General features: G+C 48.9%; 22 protein-coding genes and 1 tRNA gene. 6 read left to right on the top strand and 17 right to left on the bottom strand.

Annotated elements, in window-relative coordinates; genetic code table 11:
* Positions 1–46: 46 nt before the first annotated feature.
* The 5 genes from cobA to H6F68_RS23195 all read right to left on the bottom strand — a co-directional run bounded on the left by cobA (position 47) and on the right by H6F68_RS23195 (position 5,161).
* Positions 47–862 carry a uroporphyrinogen-III C-methyltransferase gene (cobA, locus tag H6F68_RS23215; RefSeq protein ID WP_190562656.1) on the bottom strand — a complete coding sequence of 272 codons (816 nt, stop codon included), beginning with the start codon at positions 860–862 and terminating at the stop codon, positions 47–49.
* A gap of 164 nt (positions 863–1,026) precedes the next feature.
* The gene (locus H6F68_RS23210) at positions 1,027–1,908 is read right to left on the bottom strand and encodes a sirohydrochlorin chelatase (protein WP_190562654.1); all 882 of its coding nucleotides are present in this window, start codon (positions 1,906–1,908) and stop codon (positions 1,027–1,029) included.
* Between the two features lie 330 nt (positions 1,909–2,238).
* Entirely contained in the window at positions 2,239–2,799 is a 561-nt protein-coding gene (locus H6F68_RS23205) for a Dps family protein (protein WP_190438226.1), read from the bottom strand.
* A 252-nt stretch (positions 2,800–3,051) separates the two neighbouring features.
* Positions 3,052–4,611 (bottom strand): serine/threonine-protein kinase, encoded by a 1,560-nt coding sequence (locus H6F68_RS23200; RefSeq protein WP_190562652.1) that lies wholly within the window; start codon positions 4,609–4,611, stop codon positions 3,052–3,054.
* A 139-nt stretch (positions 4,612–4,750) separates the two neighbouring features.
* Positions 4,751–5,161, bottom strand: a complete 411-nt coding sequence (locus tag H6F68_RS23195) for a DUF4359 domain-containing protein (RefSeq protein ID WP_190562650.1) — start codon at positions 5,159–5,161, stop codon at positions 4,751–4,753.
* A 149-nt stretch (positions 5,162–5,310) separates the two neighbouring features.
* Here H6F68_RS23195 and H6F68_RS23190 point away from each other — a divergent pair.
* Positions 5,311–5,383 (top strand) — tRNA-His (locus tag H6F68_RS23190).
* 92 nt (positions 5,384–5,475) lie between these two features.
* Here H6F68_RS23190 and H6F68_RS23185 read toward each other — a convergent pair.
* The 8 genes from H6F68_RS23185 to H6F68_RS23150 all read right to left on the bottom strand — a co-directional run bounded on the left by H6F68_RS23185 (position 5,476) and on the right by H6F68_RS23150 (position 13,692).
* The gene (locus H6F68_RS23185; protein ID WP_190562648.1) at positions 5,476–6,042 is read right to left on the bottom strand and encodes a hypothetical protein; all 567 of its coding nucleotides are present in this window, start codon (positions 6,040–6,042) and stop codon (positions 5,476–5,478) included.
* 222 nt (positions 6,043–6,264) lie between these two features.
* Positions 6,265–6,858, bottom strand: coding sequence for a hypothetical protein (locus tag H6F68_RS23180; RefSeq protein WP_190562646.1), 594 nt, complete (start codon positions 6,856–6,858; stop codon positions 6,265–6,267).
* 321 nt (positions 6,859–7,179) lie between these two features.
* On the bottom strand, positions 7,180–7,680 hold the full coding sequence (locus tag H6F68_RS23175; RefSeq protein WP_190562644.1) for a YtxH domain-containing protein: 501 nt from the start codon (positions 7,678–7,680) through the stop codon (positions 7,180–7,182).
* 60 nt (positions 7,681–7,740) lie between these two features.
* Complete coding sequence (locus H6F68_RS23170) at positions 7,741–8,544, bottom strand: hypothetical protein (RefSeq protein ID WP_190562642.1); 804 nt, start codon at positions 8,542–8,544, stop codon at positions 7,741–7,743.
* 720 nt (positions 8,545–9,264) lie between these two features.
* Positions 9,265–9,588 (bottom strand): thioredoxin, encoded by a 324-nt coding sequence (trxA, locus tag H6F68_RS23165; RefSeq protein WP_190562639.1) that lies wholly within the window; start codon positions 9,586–9,588, stop codon positions 9,265–9,267.
* 184 nt (positions 9,589–9,772) lie between these two features.
* Positions 9,773–10,219, bottom strand: coding sequence for a response regulator (locus H6F68_RS23160; RefSeq protein WP_190562637.1), 447 nt, complete (start codon positions 10,217–10,219; stop codon positions 9,773–9,775).
* Between the two features lie 176 nt (positions 10,220–10,395).
* Positions 10,396–13,092 (bottom strand): ATP-binding protein, encoded by a 2,697-nt coding sequence (locus tag H6F68_RS23155; RefSeq protein ID WP_190562635.1) that lies wholly within the window; start codon positions 13,090–13,092, stop codon positions 10,396–10,398.
* 270 nt (positions 13,093–13,362) lie between these two features.
* Complete coding sequence (locus H6F68_RS23150) at positions 13,363–13,692, bottom strand: YkvA family protein (protein ID WP_190562633.1); 330 nt, start codon at positions 13,690–13,692, stop codon at positions 13,363–13,365.
* 218 nt (positions 13,693–13,910) lie between these two features.
* Here H6F68_RS23150 and H6F68_RS23145 point away from each other — a divergent pair, with 218 nt between their 5' ends.
* Positions 13,911–14,627: a MotA/TolQ/ExbB proton channel family protein gene (locus H6F68_RS23145; protein ID WP_190555340.1), complete on the top strand. Its 717-nt coding sequence runs from the start codon at positions 13,911–13,913 to the stop codon at positions 14,625–14,627.
* 27 nt (positions 14,628–14,654) lie between these two features.
* Complete coding sequence (locus H6F68_RS23140) at positions 14,655–15,374, top strand: biopolymer transporter ExbD (RefSeq protein WP_190562631.1); 720 nt, start codon at positions 14,655–14,657, stop codon at positions 15,372–15,374.
* Between the two features lie 63 nt (positions 15,375–15,437).
* On the opposite strand, the gene H6F68_RS23135 is transcribed toward H6F68_RS23140, so the two are convergent.
* Positions 15,438–17,255 (bottom strand): aspartate kinase, encoded by a 1,818-nt coding sequence (locus H6F68_RS23135; RefSeq protein ID WP_190562629.1) that lies wholly within the window; start codon positions 17,253–17,255, stop codon positions 15,438–15,440.
* Positions 17,256–17,542: 287 nt separating this feature from the next.
* Here H6F68_RS23135 and H6F68_RS23130 point away from each other — a divergent pair, with 287 nt between their 5' ends.
* Positions 17,543–18,193: a ParA family protein gene (locus H6F68_RS23130; RefSeq protein WP_190438185.1), complete on the top strand. Its 651-nt coding sequence runs from the start codon at positions 17,543–17,545 to the stop codon at positions 18,191–18,193.
* Positions 18,193–19,011 carry a hypothetical protein gene (locus H6F68_RS23125; RefSeq protein WP_190562627.1) on the top strand — a complete coding sequence of 273 codons (819 nt, stop codon included), beginning with the start codon at positions 18,193–18,195 and terminating at the stop codon, positions 19,009–19,011. Before H6F68_RS23130 ends, H6F68_RS23125 begins: the two co-directional genes overlap by 1 nt.
* 291 nt (positions 19,012–19,302) lie before the next feature.
* Here the strand turns inward: H6F68_RS23125 and H6F68_RS23120 are convergent, their stop codons facing one another.
* Both H6F68_RS23120 and H6F68_RS23115 read right to left on the bottom strand, forming a co-directional pair.
* Entirely contained in the window at positions 19,303–20,862 is a 1,560-nt protein-coding gene (locus tag H6F68_RS23120) for an NAD(P)H-hydrate dehydratase (RefSeq protein WP_190562625.1), read from the bottom strand.
* A gap of 45 nt (positions 20,863–20,907) precedes the next feature.
* Complete coding sequence (locus H6F68_RS23115) at positions 20,908–21,735, bottom strand: SPOR domain-containing protein (RefSeq protein ID WP_190562623.1); 828 nt, start codon at positions 21,733–21,735, stop codon at positions 20,908–20,910.
* 152 nt (positions 21,736–21,887) lie between these two features.
* Here H6F68_RS23115 and mnmA point away from each other — a divergent pair, with 152 nt between their 5' ends.
* Entirely contained in the window at positions 21,888–22,964 is a 1,077-nt protein-coding gene (gene mnmA, locus H6F68_RS23110; RefSeq protein ID WP_190562621.1) for a tRNA 2-thiouridine(34) synthase MnmA, read from the top strand.
* A gap of 69 nt (positions 22,965–23,033) precedes the next feature.
* On the opposite strand, the gene ndk is transcribed toward mnmA, so the two are convergent.
* Positions 23,034–23,483, bottom strand: a complete 450-nt coding sequence (gene ndk, locus H6F68_RS23105) for a nucleoside-diphosphate kinase (protein ID WP_190438638.1) — start codon at positions 23,481–23,483, stop codon at positions 23,034–23,036.
* Positions 23,484–23,624 lie beyond the last annotated feature (141 nt).

The following is a 23,624-nucleotide window of genomic DNA, read 5'->3' as shown; positions in this document are numbered from 1 at the left end:
TTTAACTACAACGAGGAATAAGTTCTCACTTCTCACTTCTCACTCATTACAGCCCACGCCTTACCCCCAACTCCGAAGGTCGAGAACCAGAAAGCAACCCATGTAAATTAACGACCGAGCCAATCACCGCGATCGCCGGAGCACTAAACTCAGCAGCTTCCATCTGGGCCACGATGGTGCTGAAGGTGCCAATCAGTTCTTCTTGGTCGGGACGAGTGCCCCAGCGGATTAAGGCGATTGGAGTTTCTGGCCCTAGCCCACCGGATTGCAGTTCACTCAAGATATGGGGCAAGTTGTGAATGCCCATATAGACCACGATTGTTTCTGAGCCGTGGGCGAGCGCAGCCCAATTTACCTCTGGACGGTACTTACCAGCGGATTCGTGACCTGTGACAAAGGTGACAGAAGAACTATGCGATCGATGGGTGAGGGGAATTCCGGCATAGGCAGGTGCTGCAATCCCAGATGTTACCCCTGGCACCACTTCTACAGGCACTCCTGCCTGGATCAAGTCTTCCATTTCCTCGCCGCCACGCCCGAACACAAACGGGTCGCCTCCCTTCAAACGCACGATCACAGCTTGAGTTTGAGCTTTCTCAATGAGTAATTGCGTAGTTTCTTCCTGAACTAAGGAGTGCCGCCCTCGCCGCTTGCCTGCATTGATTTTCTCAGCGTGGGGATTAATCAAGTCCAAAATCTGCGGACTAACCAACGCATCGTAGATGACGACATCGGCGCACTCCAGTAAGGTCTTGCCTTTTACCGTCAGCAAGCCGGGGTCTCCTGGCCCCGCCCCAACTAGATACACTTTACCGAGGCAGATTCGAGTCGGAGCAGGCGCAAGGTTAGCTTCAGCAGTCATAGAAGTTTTGAGGCAAGCGGGGAGAGGAGGAACCGAAAATCGTGCACCAACTGAATTGGCAATGTTTCAGCCTAAGAGAGTTGGTTTCACAAAACTGAAAGATTTGATACAAAAAACACCCAATTTTGGCCTGGTATTTTCTAGCAAGTTGCATAGAGCGATCGCTAGCTGGGGACAGCACTCAAGGCAAGGTCTAAAACCAGGGAGGCTAAAGCTGGGCTGGTTCCTATTGGCTCGGCCAACGTGAGTTCTATCTCTGGAAATTGCCAAGACAGCCGAGTCACTAACTGAGCGATCGCATCTGTGATTCCCCCAGCGAACAAGAAGTAAGGCAGGATGCCAACTCGGTGATGCCCCATCTGCACCAAGTCAGCCACAGTGGATTCCAGATTGGGTGGAACTGACCAATAAGCTGGCACAGCTTTCAGTTGAGTGGCGATCGCCTCAATGGGCGCATTTGCCTCAGGGCGGCGACTCCCATGCGACAGCAAAATCCAAGCATCCACGCTAGCCGCAGCCATCTGATTTGCTAAGAGTTGCACCAAGTTCGGGTGCGTGCCCAAGTAAGGGCAAATCTGTAAATTAAGGTGTGAATCTAAAGCGGTTTGAGCCAATTCCACTTCGGTAGGAATGTCTTCCATCACATGCACCCCAGGCAACAAAAATAGGGGAACTAATTGCATGAGTGAAGATTCAATCTGAAGCACTTGCTGCCGCTTTAAGGCCAAAATGCGATCGCCAAATTGTTGAATTTGTTGATGTAGAGGCTGAGGGCCTAGCTCTAGGCAGGCAGTCCCAACTAAGGGCAATCGTGGATTACCAATAGTCGCTGGAGTTGAAGCAGCAGTCGGTGTCAGCCCACCTTCGGCTGAGTAAGGGCTACCAACATAACTTAAGCGCGGTGCCACATCTTGGCCCCCATCCCATAAGTGATAGCGCTGTTGAATCTCTTTGCTGACCAATAGCGCTAACTGTTCCACCGCGATCGCAGGCCGAGGATCACGGCTACCATGAAACACCAACAAATAGGCAGAGGGTAAGTTCAAGAGTGCGCCGAAAAGATAGAGGTCTTCTTTGTAAATTGTATCTTTACAATCTCAATACTTTGTATAAATAGTCGCTGTTTATCTCACAAATCTGCAATTTCTACCACTCAAATAGAACGGCGAGTAAAACAATTTAGCGCAGCCTAATTTCTTAGGGTTGTGACTGAAATGGATGAGCTGAAGAAAACAACAAGCTAAAACGCAAAATTCTGGTCAAAGTTACAACTTTTTTAGATTTAGAACTTCTGGCCAAAAAGAAAGGTGCCTAATGGCACCTCAGCGAAGTTTAGCGAAAAGTGTAATTGGGTTTACAACCTTTTGGCAAAACCTTTAATTACTGGAATTAGCTGCCTGAACAAAAGCCAAAGTTAGGCTGTCGTGAGTCAGGAAGTGAGACAGGTGGAACGCTCGGTCTTCCGTCTTCAGCAGGATTTGCTCATAGAGGTAGCGAGTAGCGCGATCGCCTAGGCTTTCAGCTTGACCTGCTTGACGACGCAACAGCTTGATTAGGGCTTGCTCCGCTTGCAAATCGTTCTCTACCATTTGACGGCAAGAGAAAACCCCATCTGGCTCTGGAGTAAAGCAGCACAGTTCTGCCAGCTTGGTAAAGCTAGCCACTGGCACACCACCCAAACCATCTAAGCGTTCGCCCACATCATGAGCATGGCCTTGAACAGCTTCGTAGCCTTCCGAGAAAAATTCGTGTAGGGAATAAAATTCTGCACCTTCAACGACAAAATGGTGCTTTTGATATTGCAGATAGAGCGCCTGGAAACTTGCGAGGGCAATATTTAGCCCTTCACAGACAGGAACAGTTACACTCCGCTCCAGCAAAATTGGATTATCGTAAACCTGGTCAACAGAACGTAATAAGTTTTGAGTTTCAGACATCGTTTCCCTTCCCGTGTCACTGTCTTCAAGACTGTGAATAAGCTCAATTTACCATGCTGATTCTGATAGTCAATACAGAGATTTATTTCTATTAGGAATGATTGTCAATACACCTAGAAATTCTGCTGAAGGAAATTTTACTCAGATCGCGATCGCCCTTATTTTCGTAGACCTTCAGCATTAATTAAGTGAGATTAATTCACATAAATAAAATTTGGAATTTTATAATCTCTACAACTTTCCTGGTAGATCTCAAGCTGGGTTTACTCCAATTTTCTTCACAGAATGCGGACTACATTCAGTTAATTTTGTCGCGATCGCTTCCATGTGTCGCCACCAGTAGGAGCCTCCTACCCAAACCCGTGAAGGTAAATGGCCGATCGGCGCCGAACGGTTGAATTTGAGGCTGCTATAGCTAGAAGTGGAGTTGTGCAGAGGCCAGCCGACTCGTTGGCAAAAGCTGCCGTAATCTGCACCGACACTTTGATAGACCTGGACTTGCACCGTCCAACCAAACCGCCTCTGGCTGTGTTTCATCCACAAGCCATCGATCGACTGCAAGTCTTCACAGGGCAATTTGTTCAGGTCACCGGGCAGCAAATAGCGACCCAGCGGCTTACCCAAAGCTTGACAGAGCACAGCCCAAGTCTCTTGGTCAGCTTCTTTCCAATGGGCTGCGGCTAACAAATCTCGCAACTTTGTATAGTCCACTCCGATGGCTGAGCTTAACTGACCAGGGCGATGAGCAGGAGTAACAGCAGAGGATCGCGCTGAGGCCGAGGTGAGTGGCGCTAGATGCAGAGCCCCAGCCTGAACCGAGGTAAGCTGACTCGTGATTTGACTGGCATTGATAGCTTGCAACACTTCATCCACTGACTGATAGCGCTGGCTGATAGCCTCTTGGAGAAGTTTGTCTAGAATCTGCCCCAAGCGATCGCTAATTCTGGTTCCCTTAAGCAAAAAGTCCCGCCACGCCCAATGGTTGTTGGCAATGTCGAACATATTTAACGCGGGCACTTGGGTCAGCAGATGAATGCAAGTGACTCCCAAACTGTAAAGATCGCTGGCAGGCACAACCTTACCTTTGATTTGCTCCGGTGGCATATACTCTGGGCTGCCAATAATCGTGCCAGTACAAGGCGTAGGGCTAGCTAGAGACTTTGCCACGCCAAAATCAATCAACACTAATTTGTGATCACTCAATGACTCCACCAGCGATCGAGCTGCTGGGTCGATTCCTGAAGCAAATAAACCAGACCAGCCTGAGCTTCCCTGTGGCAATGTTGGAGTCCGACTGTAGCGAATAATATTGGCAGGCTTAATGTCTCGATGAATGACTTGGTGCTGATGGATAAACTGCAACACAGGCAGCAAGTCTTGCAGCAATTCCCAAATCTTGCCCTCGCTAAATCTGCCTTGCTCGTGCAGTTCCTGTGCCAGGGTCTGCCCACTAATCCAGGCTTGCACCAAGTACAGCCGTTTTTCTTGCTCAAAGTGGGCGAGTAATCTGGGAATTTGAGGATATTCCCCTAACTCTTGCAAGCGCATTGCTTCCCGGTGAAACAGCTCCACTGCTTTTGTGAAGTGGCTGCCTGTATGTCTTGGCACATGCAGTTGCTTAATAACGCAAAGCGGCTTGAAGGGGAGATCCTCATCTATTGCTAAAAAGGTTCTACCAAACCCGCCTCGACCTAACGGCTGGAGGGGCCGATAACGCTCTCTGAGTAACAGGCGACCTCCGCAATGCTGACAAAACTGAGTAGCACTGGGGTTGGTCGGTCGTTGGCAATCCGGATTCAGGCAGTAGCTCATGGGCGATCGCGGATTAGGTAATGTTCTATACCTAAAGGATTTTTGAGCTACTAGAACAATTTCTCACAATTCTTGAATATTGCTTCAGCCACTAAGCACTACAAGCGTTAAACGCAACCCGCTAGCTGACGCGATCGCCCTACCGTCTTTGGGCTTTGTGAATATAGAAAGTGTTGAATGCCCCGACCGTCTCGAAACGGTAAGCGGGCAAAAAAGAGCCACCAAGCGAGAGATAGGGCGGCAGGAGTGAATTGATCGACAAATCAGTTTGGTAAGTACTAAAGAAGATATAGTCTTGGCGCTGGGTATTTTCAGCGATTAGTTGCTCCATCTCGCCACGATTGTTGGCGGCTAAGGAGAGACAGCGCTTTTGCAAGCCGAAGGCAGTGGGAGCTTGAGAGCAAATACTATCTTTTAAGTATGCGCCTAGCTGCTCAGCCGCATATTTGTTGTAAGCCGCTTCACTCGGATTAGTTACTGCTGAGCCAACTCCTACGCCTAGCAGAGCCACCAACCCGGTTAACAATGCGGCTGTCCTGACACCTTTCATAAAACCCTGCTAAGAATTGCTCTGCCGTGATCTGTGCTGAGTGAATCGCTCGATTTACCCATTACAGATTAACTGATTGCAAATCCAGCTTTTTTGCTCCCAGATCTGGAGAATTTTCTCAAAGGGGTGCTATACTTAGAAACGCAATGGCGAGCGTGGCCAAGAGGTTAAGGCAGTGGATTGTGGTTCCACTACTCGCGGGTTCGAGTCCCGTCGTTCGCCCTTATTTCAGCGACCAACGTAAATAGCTGATATAGATTTGATCTAAAAAGCACCTACTTTAAGTTAAAGGGGTGCTTTTTTAGTTGGGACGACTACGCTTGCAATTTCACGGGAGCTTGCAGGAGTTCGACATTCCTAATCTCAAGAATGCCGCTACTTTCAAATTCGATAATCACCTGAACTTTAGCAGGGGTAATGTCTTGCTTGAAATGAGCGCGAATTTCAAACGAATGGAAATCTTCAGTTGGTGAAACGCTTTTCGACCAAGCTTTTGCCGATGTGCTTACTTGCCTTTGCTTACACAAACCCAACTTCACTGTGATTGCTTTTTCGGTATTTAGTGCCTTTGCTTGAAATCGGCAGGCAAGGACACATTCTGGGTCAGTCGGTTCGGCAATTTCGAACAAAATGACCTTTCGTAGAGGCTCGTTGTCAATTAGGCGTAGGGAATTATCGTCATAGGCTTCAACCCGCCAGCTTTCCCCAACGATCGCAATGCCTCCTTTTGTGATGGTTGAATCAGCAATCGTGAATTGGCGGATGAGAGTAAATGGTTCTGCGGGCTCAGGAACAGCGAGACGTTTTTCAAGCTCTTTAGCAGCTTCCTGCACTTTAGAACCAATCAAGCCTGTCAAATTCTTGAATAGCTCATCAAACATACGAATGATTCTAAAGACACAACACTGCTATCATTCCCAAATCTAAATGGTAGGCTCCTAAGAAGTTAGCTTTTGCAGAGCTATGGACTCAAAGTAAGGCGATCGCCAAAGCTTGACACTGTTATTTCTACTTCAGGTTTTACCTAAACTTTTTCCAAACAAAAACAGAGGCTTCTCTAGAATTTAAGAAACCTCTACTCATCAAGTTAAGAATTTAACGTTTTAGAAAACTTTGGCGACAGGTACGTTTTTATGGCTGTTTTCTGGGTTTAAATCTTGAGCAGCTTCTAAAGCCTCGACACGATTTTTTAATAGAGCGATCGCTTGAGAGTTTCCTCCTACCGATCTGGGCACCACTCTAAATCTAACTAATAAGCTTTCCACTAATTTAGTGCGATTTTCTAAAACTGTAATTAGCTGGGTATTTAGTTCTGCTTTTTCTAAAGAAGGTGTAATTTGCTGTGTCAAAGTTTCCACACAATCAAGGCGGCTCTCTAGAGTAGCGATCGCCTGACGAGAGTCTTTCATATGCTGTCCCAAAGCACCTTTTTCTCCCAGATATTGCTCGATCGAATTAATCCGCTTTTCTAAAGCTGCCATTGCTTGATCGCGTTCATACAATCGTTCTACTAAGGTGCTTAGTTTCAGCAATAATTGCTCTGTCTCACTGGCATTATTGACCACAGGTTGTTCTTGAACTTTGGTTTGAGGAGCAGGCTTAGGCTGTAAACTACGATTCACGACAGCGGTTAACCAATGTGCTACAGCCATGATTACTTCTTCTGCCACGACTTGCACCATCTTAGAATCTCGCATTCTGGAATCAGTAGATGGCTGTTCTTGCTCTTGAAATTGTTTTTTCAGAAAAAGCTTTTGTAACCAGCCCATAATAATTAATGTGATACTGCTATGTCTCTACTAAACATTTAGAACATTTAAAAAATCTGTTTTCATCAATCCTAGGATTGAATAAAATCACAATTCCTTATAGATTTTCAAATTTAACTTCGCATCTTTTTCTTACAAAAACCACCTACCAACTTAGTGTTAGCAGGCAGTCTTTTTAGAAAGGATTAAAACGCCAAAGCTCAAAAAAGTGTTTTAGCCAAAATAGGAATTTGGCAGAAATCGCAAGACTTACGACTCTGGTTTACTTGGGCTAACGGGTACTAGCTTATAAAGCATTTCCTCAGCTGGCACATCAATACTATCTTTGGGAGATTCCATGATGTCTTCAGACTGGTGCTTGATACTGTCTAAAGTACTTTTGACGGTGGTGTTAACATCTGCTGCTGTGTCTTTGACAGAATAAAATGTGTCTTTCACAGTACCGTTCACACCCTCAGCCGCATCTTTAACTGCCCCTCCAACATCGCTGACCGTATCATTCACGCCCATAGCAACTGACTGCACGGCATCGCCAACTCCTTTAACCGTATCGTTGACCCCTCTAGCTGCATCTTTAGCGGCATTGCCAACATCTTTGACGGTCTGATTAATTCGACTGACTACACGCTTATTAGTTAAAGCACCAGCAATGCCGCCTACTGTAGCGCCTATTAAGGCTCCAATCATCACTTTTGCTAAGCTACTAGTGTTGTCTTCTTCTTCAGTTAAAAGCTGATCGCTGTTAGTCACTGTTATCACCTCCTTGGTTGCTCATTACAACGGTTTACTATTAGGCCTCAGCTAAGTGCTCTAAATACCAGTTGAACTAATGGTGGAATCAAAAGCATCAGCTGAACTAGCAGTGGGGTCAAATACTGGATCAATAGGGCTAACATATCCACTTTCAACGCTGTCAAACTTTTGACTTGTGGATATTGCGTTGTCCTTAACCATCTCTTTACTTTGCTCTGCTACATCAGTAATAGATTGCTTAGCAGATTCACTAGAAACTTCAATGGAATGCGCTGCACGTTGAATCGTTTCGTTAACGCCTTCTGCTGTTGCTTGCACTACATTTGCTGTCGCCATTCCTGCTTGCTTAGCGCCTTCAACAATACCTTTGGCTGCATCGGAACTACCGCCAACCACCGCATAAGTTACACCTTCACCGACGCTCTTGGCTGCGTCTCCTACGCCTTTCGCAGTTTGACCTAAGCCTTCACCGATTGTCTTAAAAGCATTACTAACGCCTTTGATGGCATGATTAACACCTTCAGAGGTTTTTCTGCCTGCCAGAGCGCCAGCCAATGTGCCTAATGTTGCACCAATTAGTCCGCCTACTAAAGCTCTAGACAAGGCGGGGCTCATTGCTTTATCTACAGATTTGGCTTCCGTGGAAGGGCTGTAGGTGACTGGCTCTTTTGGCACTTCAACTGCTCTATAATCTGCGCTTCTTTCTGTTGTGCCAGCGTAGGGTTGTGCGGTGCCTACAGAAGAAATATTCTCCTCAGGCCGAATTATAGATTGATAATTGTCTGCCATTACAACTGCTTCCTTTTTGGTGTCAAAAACTGTATAAAATTCGTTTAACGCCTGGCTAGAAGATGCACCCAAAATATTGCTTTATACAGCTTTAAGCAAAACTTTTTACACCTTCTAAAACCAAGCGTTGTTAGCGACAATTTAACAATAAGCAGTAAGTACTTAACTAATCTACAGGGATAGATGATATAGGCAGCAGCCTATCTAAAGACATAGATAGTGACTGTGGTTAGCGATGCAGTCTGACTTAACTCAAGTCCAGAATCGGCCAAAATAAAGTTGTCAAATTAGTGCAAGTAACCATTAATAATGAGGTTTGATTATTTCCAGCCTGCTGCTCTTATACCAATTCCTGAAAATCAGGCTACAAATGCTTGGCTGTAGGAGAACGACCGTTCGCCTCTACGAATATCTGTAAATAGAATTTGGAGAATTAGTATTAGTACTTCCATTACTCTGATGAGATACTGAAAAATTGCTCTTATAGTTCTGCTCAAAGAGTATCTTTAGCTATCTTCAATAGCTGAAGTTAAGAGTATTTCAATTACTTCAATTAGGATCGGCTTAGCAAAGCAGAGAGGTCTTGCCTCATCCTCAATCTGCTAATTCAAGCGCCAAAGCGATCGCTAAAATTTAGCTATATTTAGCTACCTATAGAGCGATCGCTGTTCAAATAAAAAGGTTCTGTGACATTTTAATGAAGGGAAGTAGAGAGTTTTAAGCTTTCTCTCTACTTCTAAATACGTCTTCTGCAGTTACGCAAAAGTGCTTATCTTTTTTAAGCTTTTAAGATTAAGCAAGGTATTTATCTAGAGCACTGGTGAACTCTGCATAGGGTTTAGCACCTACTAGCGTTTCTGCTAATTCGCCTTGCTTAAAGATCATGATGGCAGGAATACTGCGGATGCCAAACCGCTTAGCTACATCCTTGTTGGAGTCAAGATCTAGTTTGCAGACCTTCGCGCGATCGCTATAATCTATTGCCAGTTGATCGACTAAAGGGGCAACTAGTTTACAAGGACCGCACCAAGTAGCGGTACAGTCTACTACCAACAGTGGCTCGCTCTCTAAAAGCGTATTGAACTCAGTTTCGCCTTGAATATACTCAGCAGTCATAAGATTCTTGCAAAGATATGATTGTCCCACAGTTACGCGACGAAAAGCGAACCTGATCTATGGTTGGTATTTCTTGGTCTACGCTGATTTTGGTGGCAATTTTAGTTGGGTTGGGGATTGCTTTAGTGATTTGGTTCTTGGGCAGACGATGACAAAACGCGATCGCGTTAGTAAGTCTAAGGTTCTAGTAGGACTGACGTTGAGCTAACTCAGCCACAGCCATCACAAATTCATTAAACTCTAGTGGCTTGGAAAAGTACTTCTGAAACCCAACAGCTAACGCTTTGCTGTTTACTTGTTGGTCTAATAGCTTGGTGCTGTAATTAGTGATGGCGATCGCAGGAACAGCTTGTATCCTTTTTTGGTTCCCTAAAGCTCTTACCTCGGCTAAGAGCGACCAGCCATCTGTATCAGGCAACCGAATATCAGTAATGAGCACGTTGGGAACAAAGCATTCCATTGTTTTGAGCGCTTCGTAGCCCGACTTCACAGTGATGACTTGAGCCCCATACTGTTCCAGGACAAAAGTTAGCAGTTCAGCAGTATCTGGCTCATCTTCTATCAGTAGCAACCATAAATCTGCTAACGGTAACGGCTGCTCAATTGTTTTTTGGTCCGCGGATCTGGACATAGCAGAACTGAAAAGCCCCTGCTGACGCTGATTAGGAGCTATGAGAATAACTCTTGCTAAATTAATGGATTGCGATGTTACCGAGGAAGCCCCTAAGGAGTGGAAATGACATGAAGTTAGAAAGTGATATATATCACTTCCATGGCTTGTGTGATTCAATCTACTTGTCCGACCAGTTACCGTGAAGCTTTTGGTTTTACCAGGGTTGCGATCGCTTGGATGAGTTCATCCGGTTCCACAGGTTTAGCCAAATGCTTTTGGAAGCCAGCTGACAGCGCTTGTTTTTGGTCAGAATCAGCAGCGTAAGCGGTGAGGGCGATCGCGGGAATGGGTTCCTCCAGATCTTGATCAATGGTTCTGACTTGGCGAATCAGCCGATAGCCATCCATTTCAGACATACCAATATCACTCACCAACACGTCTGCTCCTGACTGGCGCAAAACCGCCAATGCCTCACTTGCGGAGGCAGCTAGCTTCACCTCAGCGCCTGCTTGCTTGAGGACTGTGCTGGCTAATGTCCTCATATCGGCCTCGTCATCTACCACTAGGACTCTAATGCCCTCTAGACTCGTTTCTTCTGAAACTAAGGATGGCTGAGGCTCTGTTTCGGTCGCGGCTTGCATCATGGGTAGCCGCACAGTGAAAGTTGCTCCCAATTCTTCGCCCAAGCTATCTACTCGCACTGTACCGCCATGCAACTCAACGACTTGACGCACGATCGCCAGACCTAGACCCAAGCCACCAAACTGCCGAGTTGTGCTACTGTCTGCCTGCCGAAAATGATCGAATACATGGGGTAGAAATTCTGGGCGAATGCCTCGGCCTGTATCAATCACTTGAATCTGGGCATAAGGCGCGATCGCCTCTAAGCGCACTTCTACGTTGCCGCCTGCTGGCGTAAACTTGACCGCATTCGATAGTAAGTTCCACACGACTTGCTGAAGTCGGTTGGCATCTCCCGCCACCAACCCCACCCATTGATCTAGCTCCGCGTGAATCTGAATCGACTTTGCCGTTGCGGCTAACCGCACTGTTTCGATCGCCGATTGAATGGTTGTCGCTAGGTTCACGGTGGCGACATTTAAGCTCAACTTACCTTGCAGAATCCGAGAGACATCGAGCAAATCTTCTACAAGTTGGGCTTGCAGCTTAGCGTTACGTTCAATCGTTTCTAGAGCTTGATCCGTTGTTTCCGGGTCAAATTGGCGAGTGCGTAGTAACTTGGCCCATCCCAAAATTGGGTTCAGGGGCGATCGCAACTCGTGGGACAACACTGCCAGAAACTCATCTTTGAGCTGGTTAGCCGTTTCTGCTTGTTCGCGGGCGGTTTTTTCTCGATTCAGTAGTTCGGTTCGTTCCACCTCCACTCGCTTACGAGCTTCGATGTCAATGGCCGTGCCTACCCATTTGATAATGCGTCCTGCTTGGTCATGGGCTGGGCCTAGGGAAGCCAGATACCAGCGGTATTCTCCGGTGGCTGAGCGCATTCGGTACTCAATCTCGCAGGGAGCACCTGTTTTGGTTGCTTGCCGCCACTGTCGTCTCGTGTGAGCGTAATCCTCTGGGTGTAGCGCTACTTCCCAGCCGCAGCCTAGAGTTTGAGCTTCACTCAAGCCAGTGTAGTTGTACCAATAGCGATTGCAATATTCAACTTGTCCTTCTGGATCTAAAAGCCAAACGAACTGGGGTAGCGCTTCTGAGAGTAATCGATATTGCTCTTCACTTTGGTACAACGCCTCTTGTTGTCCGTTCAGCGTTGAAACCAAGTAGCGCAGAGATTGTGATAGTTTGGCTAGCTCGTCTCGCCCCTCCAAGAGCGGAATTGGTACTCGTTGGTCTCCTTGTCGCATCCGATTGGCGATCGCGGCAATTTCCAACATCGGATCAACAATGCGACTAGCACTCAGCCAACTGAGGAGTGCAAACCCAACACCACAGATTAAACCCAGTCCCAAAATTTGCCTTTGCAGTTTGCGAGCAGGGGCTAGCGCTACCTCTGCTTTTTGCCTCACTAGCACGAGCCAATCTAAACCGGGGTAATCTCGATACCCTTGAGCGCGAGCAAATCCAGTTAGAAATTTTCCTTCCCCTGCCCAAGATTCAAGCAGATAGTGATTCTGGTTCGCCTGCACCTTCTGCACACTCGGTACGGTGAGGGTTTTGCCTTGCAAAGCATCTGGTCCCAGTAAGACTTTGCCGTCAGTACTCAGCACAAAAATTTCGACTTGGCTATGCTGTCCCAGCGGCTCCAGCAAAGACTTCTTCACTTCTTCCGCCCAAGCCCAACTGAGATGCGCTGCAATCACGCCTTGAAACTGCCCCTGCTCACTGAGCACAGGAGCTGCTAAGTCGAGAAACCTTAAAGGTTCACCATTCGGATGTGGCAGCAGCTTAGCCAACATGACGGCATCGTGAACATCGCCAACAAAAGTTTTGTTGCGTCCCTGCTGAAACACATCTCTTGAAGCAACACTAACCCCTTCCAGAATGCCGCCTGTGCTTGTAAGTACGTTGCCCTGAGGATCGATCAGCGCAATCCAGGCGTAGTCAGAGAAGGTGGATTGCAACTTTTCTAATAGCGATCGCCGAGCTGGTTGCGAATAAGTTGCCTCTCGAATGGGTGGTAGGGCGGCCAAAATTTGGATCTCGCGGTAGCGCTCAAACATGCCGCGATCGAGCTTGTCGGCCATTTGATAAGCCAACTCAGCCAGAGATTGCCCCTGAGTATTTTGTAGCTGCACACTCGTGGTATACCCTACCAACCAGCTCAGCAAGATTGATAGCAGCAGCACAATGCCACCTGTTGCTAACCCCAATCGAGCTTGAAGGCTACGAGAAGGATTCAATTGAACCCAGCGGCTAGGAAAAGTCATCTAAAACCACAGCTATCAACAGCAATGTACCTACTAGGCTAATGAAGATTAACTGAGTTAGCAGAAATCCAGCTAGATCTCTTTATCTCAAAAAAGGCCATAAATCTGCTCCAAAGCCAAAAAGCATAGCAAAATCCCCTCTAGTCTGGTCATTAACGAGCACCAATCCGGAGGGGCGATAGAAGTTATGCAGTTGTAAGTGATGCAGGAGTATTAGTGGTGGCATGGGGCGATCGCAATTTCCCCATCATTTAACGGCACTATGCAGCACTATTTAACAGAAACAGCATCTACATCAACTGTGCTGGAACCACCAGAACCAGTAGCAGAAGCATTATTGGTGTACTCGAAAGCTTCATCTGACTCAGTAGGCTTAGAGGCAGACTTCAAGCGGGCGGTTAGCATCTGGGAGACTTCACCGATTAGGAGGGTCAGAATGACGGTATCGTCGATCCAACCAATCACAGGGATAAAATCGGGCGCAATATCAAGCGGGCTGAATAAGTACAGCAACGAGCCGAGAATAATCCACCAACGATATTTAGGGTTCCGGATGGTGTCGCGGTACCAGTTGTAAACGGATTGAATAGAGAAGTTCATAAGCTTGCCTTTGAAGTTATCTTGATTTTGGCAAATTTTGCATAGAATTTCTGGTGTGGATATCTGGTGCATCCGGTCGGCAAGCTCTACTTAAAAAACTCTTTTAATTTTCTAGAAACTATTTCAGCGGGCGATCGCTCTCTACTTCTTGGCACCAATTGCAGGTACCCTGTAGAGAAAATGCTGGCTTGAGGAATGCACGGAGGCAAGAAATAACTGTGAATATTGCAGAGCTATTTCAGAAGGGCGGAATCGCAATGTGGCCGTTGCTGGTCTTGTCGATCATTGCTCTGAGTGCCATTATTGAACGCTTGTGGTTTTGGTCTCGCATCTTGACCCAAGAGAAAGAAATTGTAGAACGGGTGATGGATGCCGCTCCGCATGACTGGGGTAAGGCTGCCGACTTGGCTAGAAGAGCTGACGACCAACCCGTTGGGCGTTTTCTCTACGCGCCTCTAAAACTACAAAACCCTGACCCAGAGTTATTTAAGCTGGCGTTGGAAGCCTCTGCTGATGAAGAATTGGCCTCCATGCGTCGCGGTGACAAAGCGTTGGAAGCAGTGATTGCGCTCTCTCCGCTCTTAGGACTTCTAGGGACAGTCGTGGGCTTGATCCAATCGCTACGATCGATTCGGATTGGTGACATTGGTACTGCTTCTACAGCAGGGGTTACCAGTGGTATTGGTGAAGCGTTGATTAGTACAGCCGCTGGCCTAATTGTGGCAATTTTGGCGTTGGCATTCTATCGACTATTTCAAGGTCTGCTGTTTAATCAAGTGAAACTATTTCGCAAAGCTGGTAACGATTTAGAACTCCTCCACCGCCAGCAATGGCTGGAAAGAAAAGGAGTTTCGCCTTTGGTAGGTAGTGGGACTCCCACCTATCCTTCTACTGCGGAGACAAGAACGGATACTCCTAACCTGACTGACTATTAAGTTTGCTGCCCCTATTTTCACAAGGTCATGAAAATTAACCTGGAGTCTCCCAGCGAAGAAGTTCAAATCCAGATTATTCCGCTGATTGATGTCATCTTTTGTATCCTGACATTTTTCATCTTGGCAGCTCTGCAACTGACACGACAGCAAGCTATCAACGTGGATCTACCGCAAGCGGGTACCGCTGCTACCCAAATGCGTCAGATGTTGGTGGTCAGTATCGATTCGGTTGGGCAGACTTACATCGACCAAAATCCGGTGACGGAGGCTGTACTTTATCAGCAACTTTTGGGTTATCAACAAACCAATCCTGACGGCATGATTGTGCTGTATGCGCCCAAAACCGCAATTTATGATGATGTGGTGCGGGTGCTGGATTTGTTGCGCTCGGTAGGAGGCGATCGCGTGGCTTTAGCGACCTTACCTGGTACTCCAAACCCTGCTGGAAATCAGACAAATCCTGCCAATCCTACTTTGCCTGGTGTTGCTCCACTTCCCGGTGGAGCACCGTTGCCTGGTGCCTCACCCTATCCATTAAATCTAGAGCCTCCAGGAGCTAATCCATCTCCCGCGTTTAATCCCAATGTGCAGCTATTCCCCAGTCCGGGACAGGTGCCAAATGGTGCTGGACCCAATGGCGCTGGACCCAACGGTACTGGACCCAACGGTACTGGAGCGAATGGCGCTGGGCCAAATTCAACAGGTACCTTGACTCAACCAATCGCACCTGAAGCGGCTCCTCAGTAAAACTCCCAAAGAATCTTCGCTTCCCCTTCCCTGCGAGGGAAGGGGACTGAGGGGTTAGGTGCTCTAAGCAGGAACTTGGATTTTTTGGCTGCCGGAGAGATTAAAAGCGGCGTGGATGGCTTGGAGGGCAATAACGCCTTGATCTTGAGCCACAACGCAACTGACTTTGATCTCGGAGGTAGCAATCATCTGGATATTGATTTGGTGCTGAGATAACGCCTCAAACATCTGGGCGGCGATGCCTGGTTTGCCCACCATGCCAGTCCCGACAATGCTGACTTTGGCGATCGCAGAGTCTACGACAATCTCACCACAACCTAGCTCAGGAGCAGCTTTTTCTAGTACGGCGCGAGCAGCTTCAGCATCGATTTGCGCCACGGTGCAAGCAATATCGCGGGTGCTGGCTCCATTCACGACTCGGCAGCGCTGAGACTGGATGATCATGTCCACGCTAATGTTTTGCTCAGCTAAGATTTGGAAGATTTTTGCGGCCATGCCAGGGCGATCGGGAACGTGACGGATGGCAAGACGTGCTTGATTCAGGTCTAGAGCCACACCGCGCACAGGAGGTTCATCGGGGGTGTGAACTTCTACGGCTGGGGTGAGCTTGGCGGAGGAACTGTGAACTTCAAAGGTTTCACATAGAGCAGCAATGGCGCGATCGCAATCCTCCGCATCGATCACGCAGCTCACTTTCACCTCTGAGGTGGAAATCATCTGAATGTTGACGCCTGCGGCGGCCAAGGTAGAAAACATTTGCGCGGCCACCCCAGGCCGACCAATCATCCCTGCTCCAGCGATACTGACTTTGGCAATTTGGCGTTGCACTATGACATCGGCAGCATCTGGCCCTAGGCCAAGTTGTGCGCCCAAAGCAGGTACGATCGCGGCGGCTACAGCTTCAGCTCGGTTTAAAGAGTTCTTGGTGACAGTGAAGGCGATGTCGTTGGATTTGCCCTCATGAATAGATTGAATAATCAGGTCTACATCTAGGTCTTGGGTAGCAATCTCGCCAAACAAACGGGCTGCAACTCCAGGGCGATCGGGAATGTGCAGCAAAGCCACCTTGGCTTGGTCGGTGTCAAACTCTACGCCATCCACCGGACGGGCCAGTTCTAAATTTTCTAGGGGGCGAGGTTGCGGTGTGGGTGAAACAACTTTGGTGCCAGGCTCCTCGGTCCAGCTAGAGCGCACAACCAACGGTACGCCATAGTTTCGGGCAATTTCTACCGCGCGAGGATGTAGAACTTTGGCTCCTAGACTCGCCAGTTCTAGCATTTCGTCGCAGGTGATCTCAGACATCAGTTGCGCATCTGGCACCAAGCGAGGATCGGTGGTCAAAATGCCAGGGACATCGGTGTAAATTTCGCAGACATCGGCTCGGAGGGCTGCCGCTAATGCCACCGCTGAGGTGTCGGAACCACCCCGACCCAAGGTGGTAATCTCTAGTTCTTCGCGACTAGCAACCCCTTGGAACCCTGCCACAACCACAACTTTTCCTGCTTCTAGTTGGCGTTGGACGCGATCGGGCTGAATGTGCAGAATCCGGGCACGACTATGTTCGGCTTCGGTGACAATGCCCACTTGTGCCCCCGTCATGGAAATGGCAGGCTGACCGAGTTCTTGAATCGCCATACTAAGCAGGGCGATCGAAACTTGCTCCCCGGTCGAGAGCAGCATATCCATCTCCCGCCGATTGGGTTGAGTCGAAATTTCGTGGGCTAACTTGACCAAACCATCGGTGGTTTTGCCCATTGCTGAAACCACCACTACCAAGGAGTTGCCAGCTTTAACTGCCTTTACCACTCGCTGAGCAACTGCTTGAATGCGTTCTACCGAACCAACAGACGTTCCACCGTACTTCTGGACAATCAGCGCCATGACCCTTCCCCTACAACCCTCCCACTCTGCTGTGAACAGTTGTAGCGTCAAATCTGTCAGGGAGCAGGCAGGTACTAATAATTAAATTAACCTAATAAACTTATCAGAATGGACTGGGCCGAAACAGCAAGATTGAGAATAAACCTTACAAGTTTTTCGGCAGTGCTAGCCAATAAGAATCGAAACCAAACAATTTTTACTCCTAGGAACGATGTATATTCGACCTCAGAGGTGCTTAGATAGCATTCAACTAGCCAACTTCTAGACCGCATTAAAGGAGATCATCTTTGAAGTCAGCGTCCTCGCCACAAAAGATCCTCGCTGTACTGAATGGGAAGGGCGGAGTTGGCAAGACGACTACAGCAGTTAATCTGGCAGCAGCATTCTCAGACAAGTACCGGGTGTTGCTAGTGGACTCAGACCCGCAACATTCTGCCAGTTGGTGGGTGGAGCGGAGTGAAAAAGGCATTGGCTTTGATTTAAGACGCGAGACAGATGCCACGCGCCTCGCAGACCTGCGAAAAGTAAAAGGTTACGAGTTAATTGTGGTTGATACGCCACCTGCGCTTGGTTCGGATGCTTTAGCAGCAGTGGTGCCAGCGGCAGATTATCTTGTACTTCCCAGCCCTCCTGCGCCAATGGATTTAACGGTATTGATTGAAACAGTGAAAACGGCGGTGATACCCACGGGCGTAATGCACCGAGTGCTGTTGACCAGAGTTGATCCGCGCAGTTTGGCAGAAGCGCTAGAAGCTCAAAATACCTTGCTAGAGTTAGGCATCCCTGCTTGTAATGCTTTCATTCGAGCGTATAAAGCTCATGAGCGCGCAGCTTTAGATGGGGCATCCATTATGCAATGGCGGGGCAAAAATGCTCGTGAGGCTGAGGCAGACTACCGTCGAGTTGCAGAAGAGATACAGAGAGACTGGAGGAAGTGATGGTGAAGAAAGGCTTGGGCGATTTGCTGCGAGAGGAGGCTCAGAAGTCCCTAGAATCAGAAGTAGTTGGAACTGTTGAAAGGAGTCAGGAGTTGGTGCAAACGTCCCACAATACCCCTAATAATGCCGAGCCCGCCTCAGCACAGACTGTAGATGTCAAGGCTCAACCTGTTGCCGCTCCTGAGCAGCCTGAAGATACGGCGGCTAAATCTAAGCGTGGTTCTAGTACAGGTGGCAAATCCACCCCTGCTAAAGCTGCGGCTACAAAGCAGGCTACTAGTAAGGCGAATCACAGTGATGATGATGCTAGCCCGAAGACATCTACAGGTAGCACTTCAAGCTTAGAAGCCACGATCGCAGAGTTACGCAAAGATTTAGAAGCGGCTCGGAAAACTGAAAAGTCTTTATTAGACAAAATTACTGCCATCCAAACAGATTTGGATGAGCAGAAGTCGTTGTCTCATAAGTTGCAGACCGAAGTGAAGCACAGCAAGAAGCTGGAGTCTGAGCTAGAGGAAGCCAAGAAGGTGATTCTGCAACTGACTGAATCCAACGCTAAGCCAGAACCCGCAGCGAAGTCAGAACCCCCAGCTAGGGCAGCACTCGTACCAGCACATAGGGCAGCAGCAAAGAAGGAACCTGCTAAACCCCAAAGTGTACAGTTGGCAAGGGTGCCTCAGTCTCCTGCGCCTGATTCAGGCAACCGAGACTACCGATCGCATCGCATTGTGCTACAGGAGCGCATTCCTCAACACTCAATGCACAAGCACTATCCTAGCAACACTACTTCTGATTCTGATCTGGGTTGGTTTGACTAGAACTAGTTTGCAATTGAATTAATCACAAGCGATCGCTTCTAAAACAGGGGCGATCGTTTTTTATTGAATCTCTTAGGCGATCGCTGTAGTCTTCTCAAGGTACTCAGTTAGGCGATCGCGAACTTCCAAGAAATCTTGCCAGGGTAGATAGGTTTTTTGGTGTTCATCCAAGTAGCGGGTGAGGAGCGAATGGGCAACAGACCTCTCCCTAAATCCCTCTCCTGAGAGGCGAGGGACTTTGAAACTCTAGCTCCCCTTCCCTGTAGGGAAGGGGCTGGGGGTTAGGTCTTGCTAATGTAAATGCGATCGCAAAGCTGGCATCAAATATTGGGTCAGCGTAAACGCATCAACCCCTAACTCTGTGCGTTCCTGAGCCGCGAGAATGCCTGCTTCTGCATGCCACCAAGCTCCTGTTTGCACTGCTGCCTCGATTGGAGCCGACTGCAACACATCTTGCGCTAGTAGTCCTCCAATTAAGCCTGTCAGCACATCACCACTGCCACCCCGTGCTAAGGCAGGTGTACTGGCTGGGTTGATCCAGACTGTGCCAGTTGGATTCGCGATCGCCACTCTTGCACCTTTCAGCAACACTACCGCTCCAGTTTTTTGAGCCGCTTCTCGAACTGCGATCGCCCGATTCGTCATTTCCTCGGCAATGGCTGGAAATAGCCGCTTAAATTCTCCTAAGTGTGGTGTGAGGACTGTGGGAGCTTGGCGTTTAGTGAGTGTTGGGATGGTGCCTGCTTGAGCCAAGACATTCAAGGCATCGGCATCTAAAACTAAAGGGCGATCGCTAGCTATAACTCGCTCAACTACAGTGCTGGCATCCATCGTCAAACCGGGGCCACAAGCGATCGCATTATAGGAACTCAGTTCTACACTTTCAGGGAGCTGAGCGATCGCGCCACTGCTAGTTTCAGGACAACCAATAATTAGGGCTTCGGGTAACTGAGCGGAGAGCAATGGCTTAATTGACTCTGGGACTGCGACAGAGAGCATGCCCACACCACTAGCTCGTGCTCCTAATGCCGTCAGAATCGCTCCGCCTGTATAACGATGAGAGCCGCAGATGGCTAGTAAGTGCCCCATTTTGTATTTGTGACTGGTGGCGGAGCGAGGTAGCGGTAAATTGGCGATCGCGGTCTGCGGTGTAATTCGATGAATACGGGGAGAATCGGCCAGTACTGCTTCAATATCTACTAGAGGCAAACCAAAATCAATTAGCTCCGCAGTCCCGACATACTCCAAGGCGTTGTCTTGCAGAAGTCCTAGCTTCCATAATCCTAAACACAGAGTTTGGGTAGCTCGAATCGCCGTTCCTAAAGCGGCTCCTGTATCGGTGTGCAGACCAGAAGGTAAATCAATGCTCACGACTGGCACTGACCACTGGTTGATCTGATTCACGACCCCAGCGATGGAGTCCGAAAGCGATCGCTCTAGCCCAAACCCAAACAGGCCATCAATCAACCAATCACAGGATTGCAGAGCTTCTATCTCGTTTACCAGGGCAATGCCCAGACTCTCGGCATACTGAGCGTGCTGCTGGGTTAACTCTTTCAGCTTGGAAAATGGGCAATAAAGGACCACTGCATAGCCTTGCAAGTGCAGCTCTCGCGCCACTACGAGAGCATCTCCGCCGTTATGCCCTGGCCCTACCAGCACCCCAACCTTTTGATGAGTAGAGAGTGGATAGAGCGCTTGCACTCGTCGCGTGATCAAGCTAGCTACCTTTTCCATCAGTGCAGCCACAGGCATTCCCGCCGCAAATGCCCGTCCCTCGATCGCCCGCATTTGCTCGGCAGTCACGACAAACTGCTGAATTTGCTCTAGCCTGTTTTGTCCCTGAGCCACAGTGCTATTCCCCCACCCACTGATTCAAGCGATCGCTAGCCAGCTTTAGCGTCCGTAGTAAACTCGCGCATTGTTAATGCCGAAATCTTTGACATAGCGGTTCCAAGAATTCGCAGCATCCCAATTGGTGAAAGGCCCCACTGCGATGTGCTGCCCTCTCGGCTTTTCTCGGGGAATCACGTTCACCCGTAGGTCGCCTGCTAGCCGTTTCACTTGATCTCGAATGGCGGCAAGTTCTCTATTTCCCGCTGGAACCACCACATAATAGCCCTTCGGCTTAGCTGATGCTGAATTGCCACTACCACTGCCAGAAACCTGGGCAACTTCAGCGCGAATGCCTTGGTCTTGCAATGCCTCGGCTCGCCGTCTAGCGTTCGATTGGTCGATAAATTGTCCCACTTGGATGACTGTACGGCCTCGATATTCTTTACGAAAAGCCTCTGGCTCGACTCGTCTCACTTGGTCCAGCATTAAGGGGCTATTGCCATTCACAAAAACCAGATAAGTTTCTGAGGGCAGCGCACGGATGCTAGGCGATGGCGTGGTGACTGGAGTAGCACTATTTGGAAAAGGAGCGGGGGCTGGCTCTAAGGTGGGTAGGGTAGGATCACGGGGCACAATCACCGAAGGAAACTGATCAGAGGGTGGGGGTGGTGCTTCAAAATTAAATTCCTGCGCCACTAACACACTGGCTCTCGGTTCAGCCGCGATCGCCCCATTAACTACCAGCGCTAGTCCACCTTGGCATAGCAACATTGCTAAGGGTGCCGCCGCCCAACTCCATCGGGGTTGGGTTCCAGGTTTTAATTCACCCACAGATAAACGCAGTTCTTGAGTGGATTTCTTAGATCTGTTGCCTGAATGAATGGTCATAGCGATCGCAACCCTAGGGATATTTCCTAATACTTTGGCGATAAAAATTTGCGGTTAGTGTAACACGGAAAAAGCGCTATCTCTTGACAAGCTCTGGGCAAGAGAATGTTAGCCTAGGAGAGTTAGCTTACTCTCAGCAGTATTGGCAGTCCATGAATAAAGTTGTGGTAGGACTCTCCGGTGGAGTTGATAGTTCCGTTACAGCCGCCATCCTCCACCAGCAAGGCTACGAAGTCGTTGGCATGACCCTATGGCTGATGAAAGGGAAAGGCCAATGCTGCTCCGAGGGCATGGTGGACGCTGCCCGGATCTGCGAACAATTAGAAATTCCTCACCACATCGTCGATATCCGAGACACCTTCCAAACCTACATTATTGATTACTTGGTGTCGGGTTACAGCGCTGGAATCACACCGCTGCCTTGCTCTCAGTGCAACAAAGCCGTGAAGTTTGGGCCGATGCTACAGTATGCCCGCGAGAACTTCGGCATCGATCGCATTGCCACCGGGCACTATGCGCGGATCACCGTTGATGAAGCGACTGGACGTTACCAACTGCGCCGAGCTGTCGATCGCAGTAAAGACCAAACCTATTTCTTATACGACCTGAGCCAAGAGATTCTGGCTGGGGTGTTATTCCCCTTGGGTGAGCATCCCAAAACTGAAACCCGCCGTATCGCCGCAGAACTTGGTCTCTACACCGCTGAAAAGCCTGAAAGCCAAGACCTCTGCCTGATTGAAGCCCACGGTTCGATGCAGAAGTTTTTGGATCAGTACATCACGCCCCAAAAAGGCGACATTGTCGATCAAGCAGGGCGGGTGCTGGGCCAGCATGAAGGCGTGCATCATTACACCATCGGTCAGCGCAAAGGCTTGGGGATTGCTGCGGCTCAACCCCTCTACGTGATTGGCCTAGATGCAGGACGAAATCGAGTGATTGTGGGTGAGCGCACAGAGGCACAGCATGCAGAATGCACTGTGCAGCGGGTGAATTGGGTCGCGATCGCCGCCCCGACCACTCCTATCCGTGCAGAAGTTCAGATTCGCTATCGATCGCCTGCGGTGCCTGTAACGGTGATCCCGCTGGATCAGGATGGTAGCGATCGCGTCAAGCTGGTGTTTGATGAACCTCAGTTCAGCGTCACGCCTGGGCAAGCCGCAGTTTGGTACGACGGAGATGTGGTACTGGGTGGCGGCATCATCGAACCCTTAGAAGCTCCAAATTCATAACGTCCTGCCAACTCACGCCGCTTTCTGGCTCCCCTCTCCTGCTGGAGAGGGGACAGGGGAGAGGTCGATTTACTCGCGGGTCCAAGCCATCAGCGTGGGTTCCCAGTTGGCAATTTCTTCCTCTTTAAACCAGAGGGCAATTTCCCGCTGAGCGGTTTCGATTGCGTCAGAACCGTGGATTAGGTTACGGCCAATGTTGATGCCGAAGTCACCGCGAATCGTACCAGGCTCGGCGGCGAGGGGGTTGGTTGCACCAATAATCTTCCGAGCCGAGGAAACTACGCCTTCGCCTTCCCACACCATTGCCACAACGGGTCCAGAAGTGATGAACTCGACAAGACCAGCGAAGAAGGGTCTTTCCTTGTGGACATCGTAGTGCTGCTCGGCCAACTCGCGGCTCACATTGAGGATCTTGAGGCCAACTAAGGTAAAGCCTTTGGTTTCAAAGCGACGAATGATTTCACCGACTAATTTCCGCTGCACACCATCGGGCTTAATCGCCAAAAATGTCCGTTCCAAGGGGTACTCCTGATATTTCATCAACTGTTACAACGTCCAGATTACCCCAGAAAGTCTCTGCCAGAAGGTGAGGCTGAAAGTGCGCTAGATGATCATTTAGCATCAGATGAATGCGCTAGACTGGCATTCGAAGTTAAGTCT

Origin of the sequence: Trichocoleus sp. FACHB-262, from assembly GCF_014696035.1 — a bacterium.
GTDB lineage: Bacteria > Cyanobacteriota > Cyanobacteriia > FACHB-46 > FACHB-46 > Trichocoleus.
This window is presented reverse-complemented; position numbering and strand designations above follow the sequence as displayed.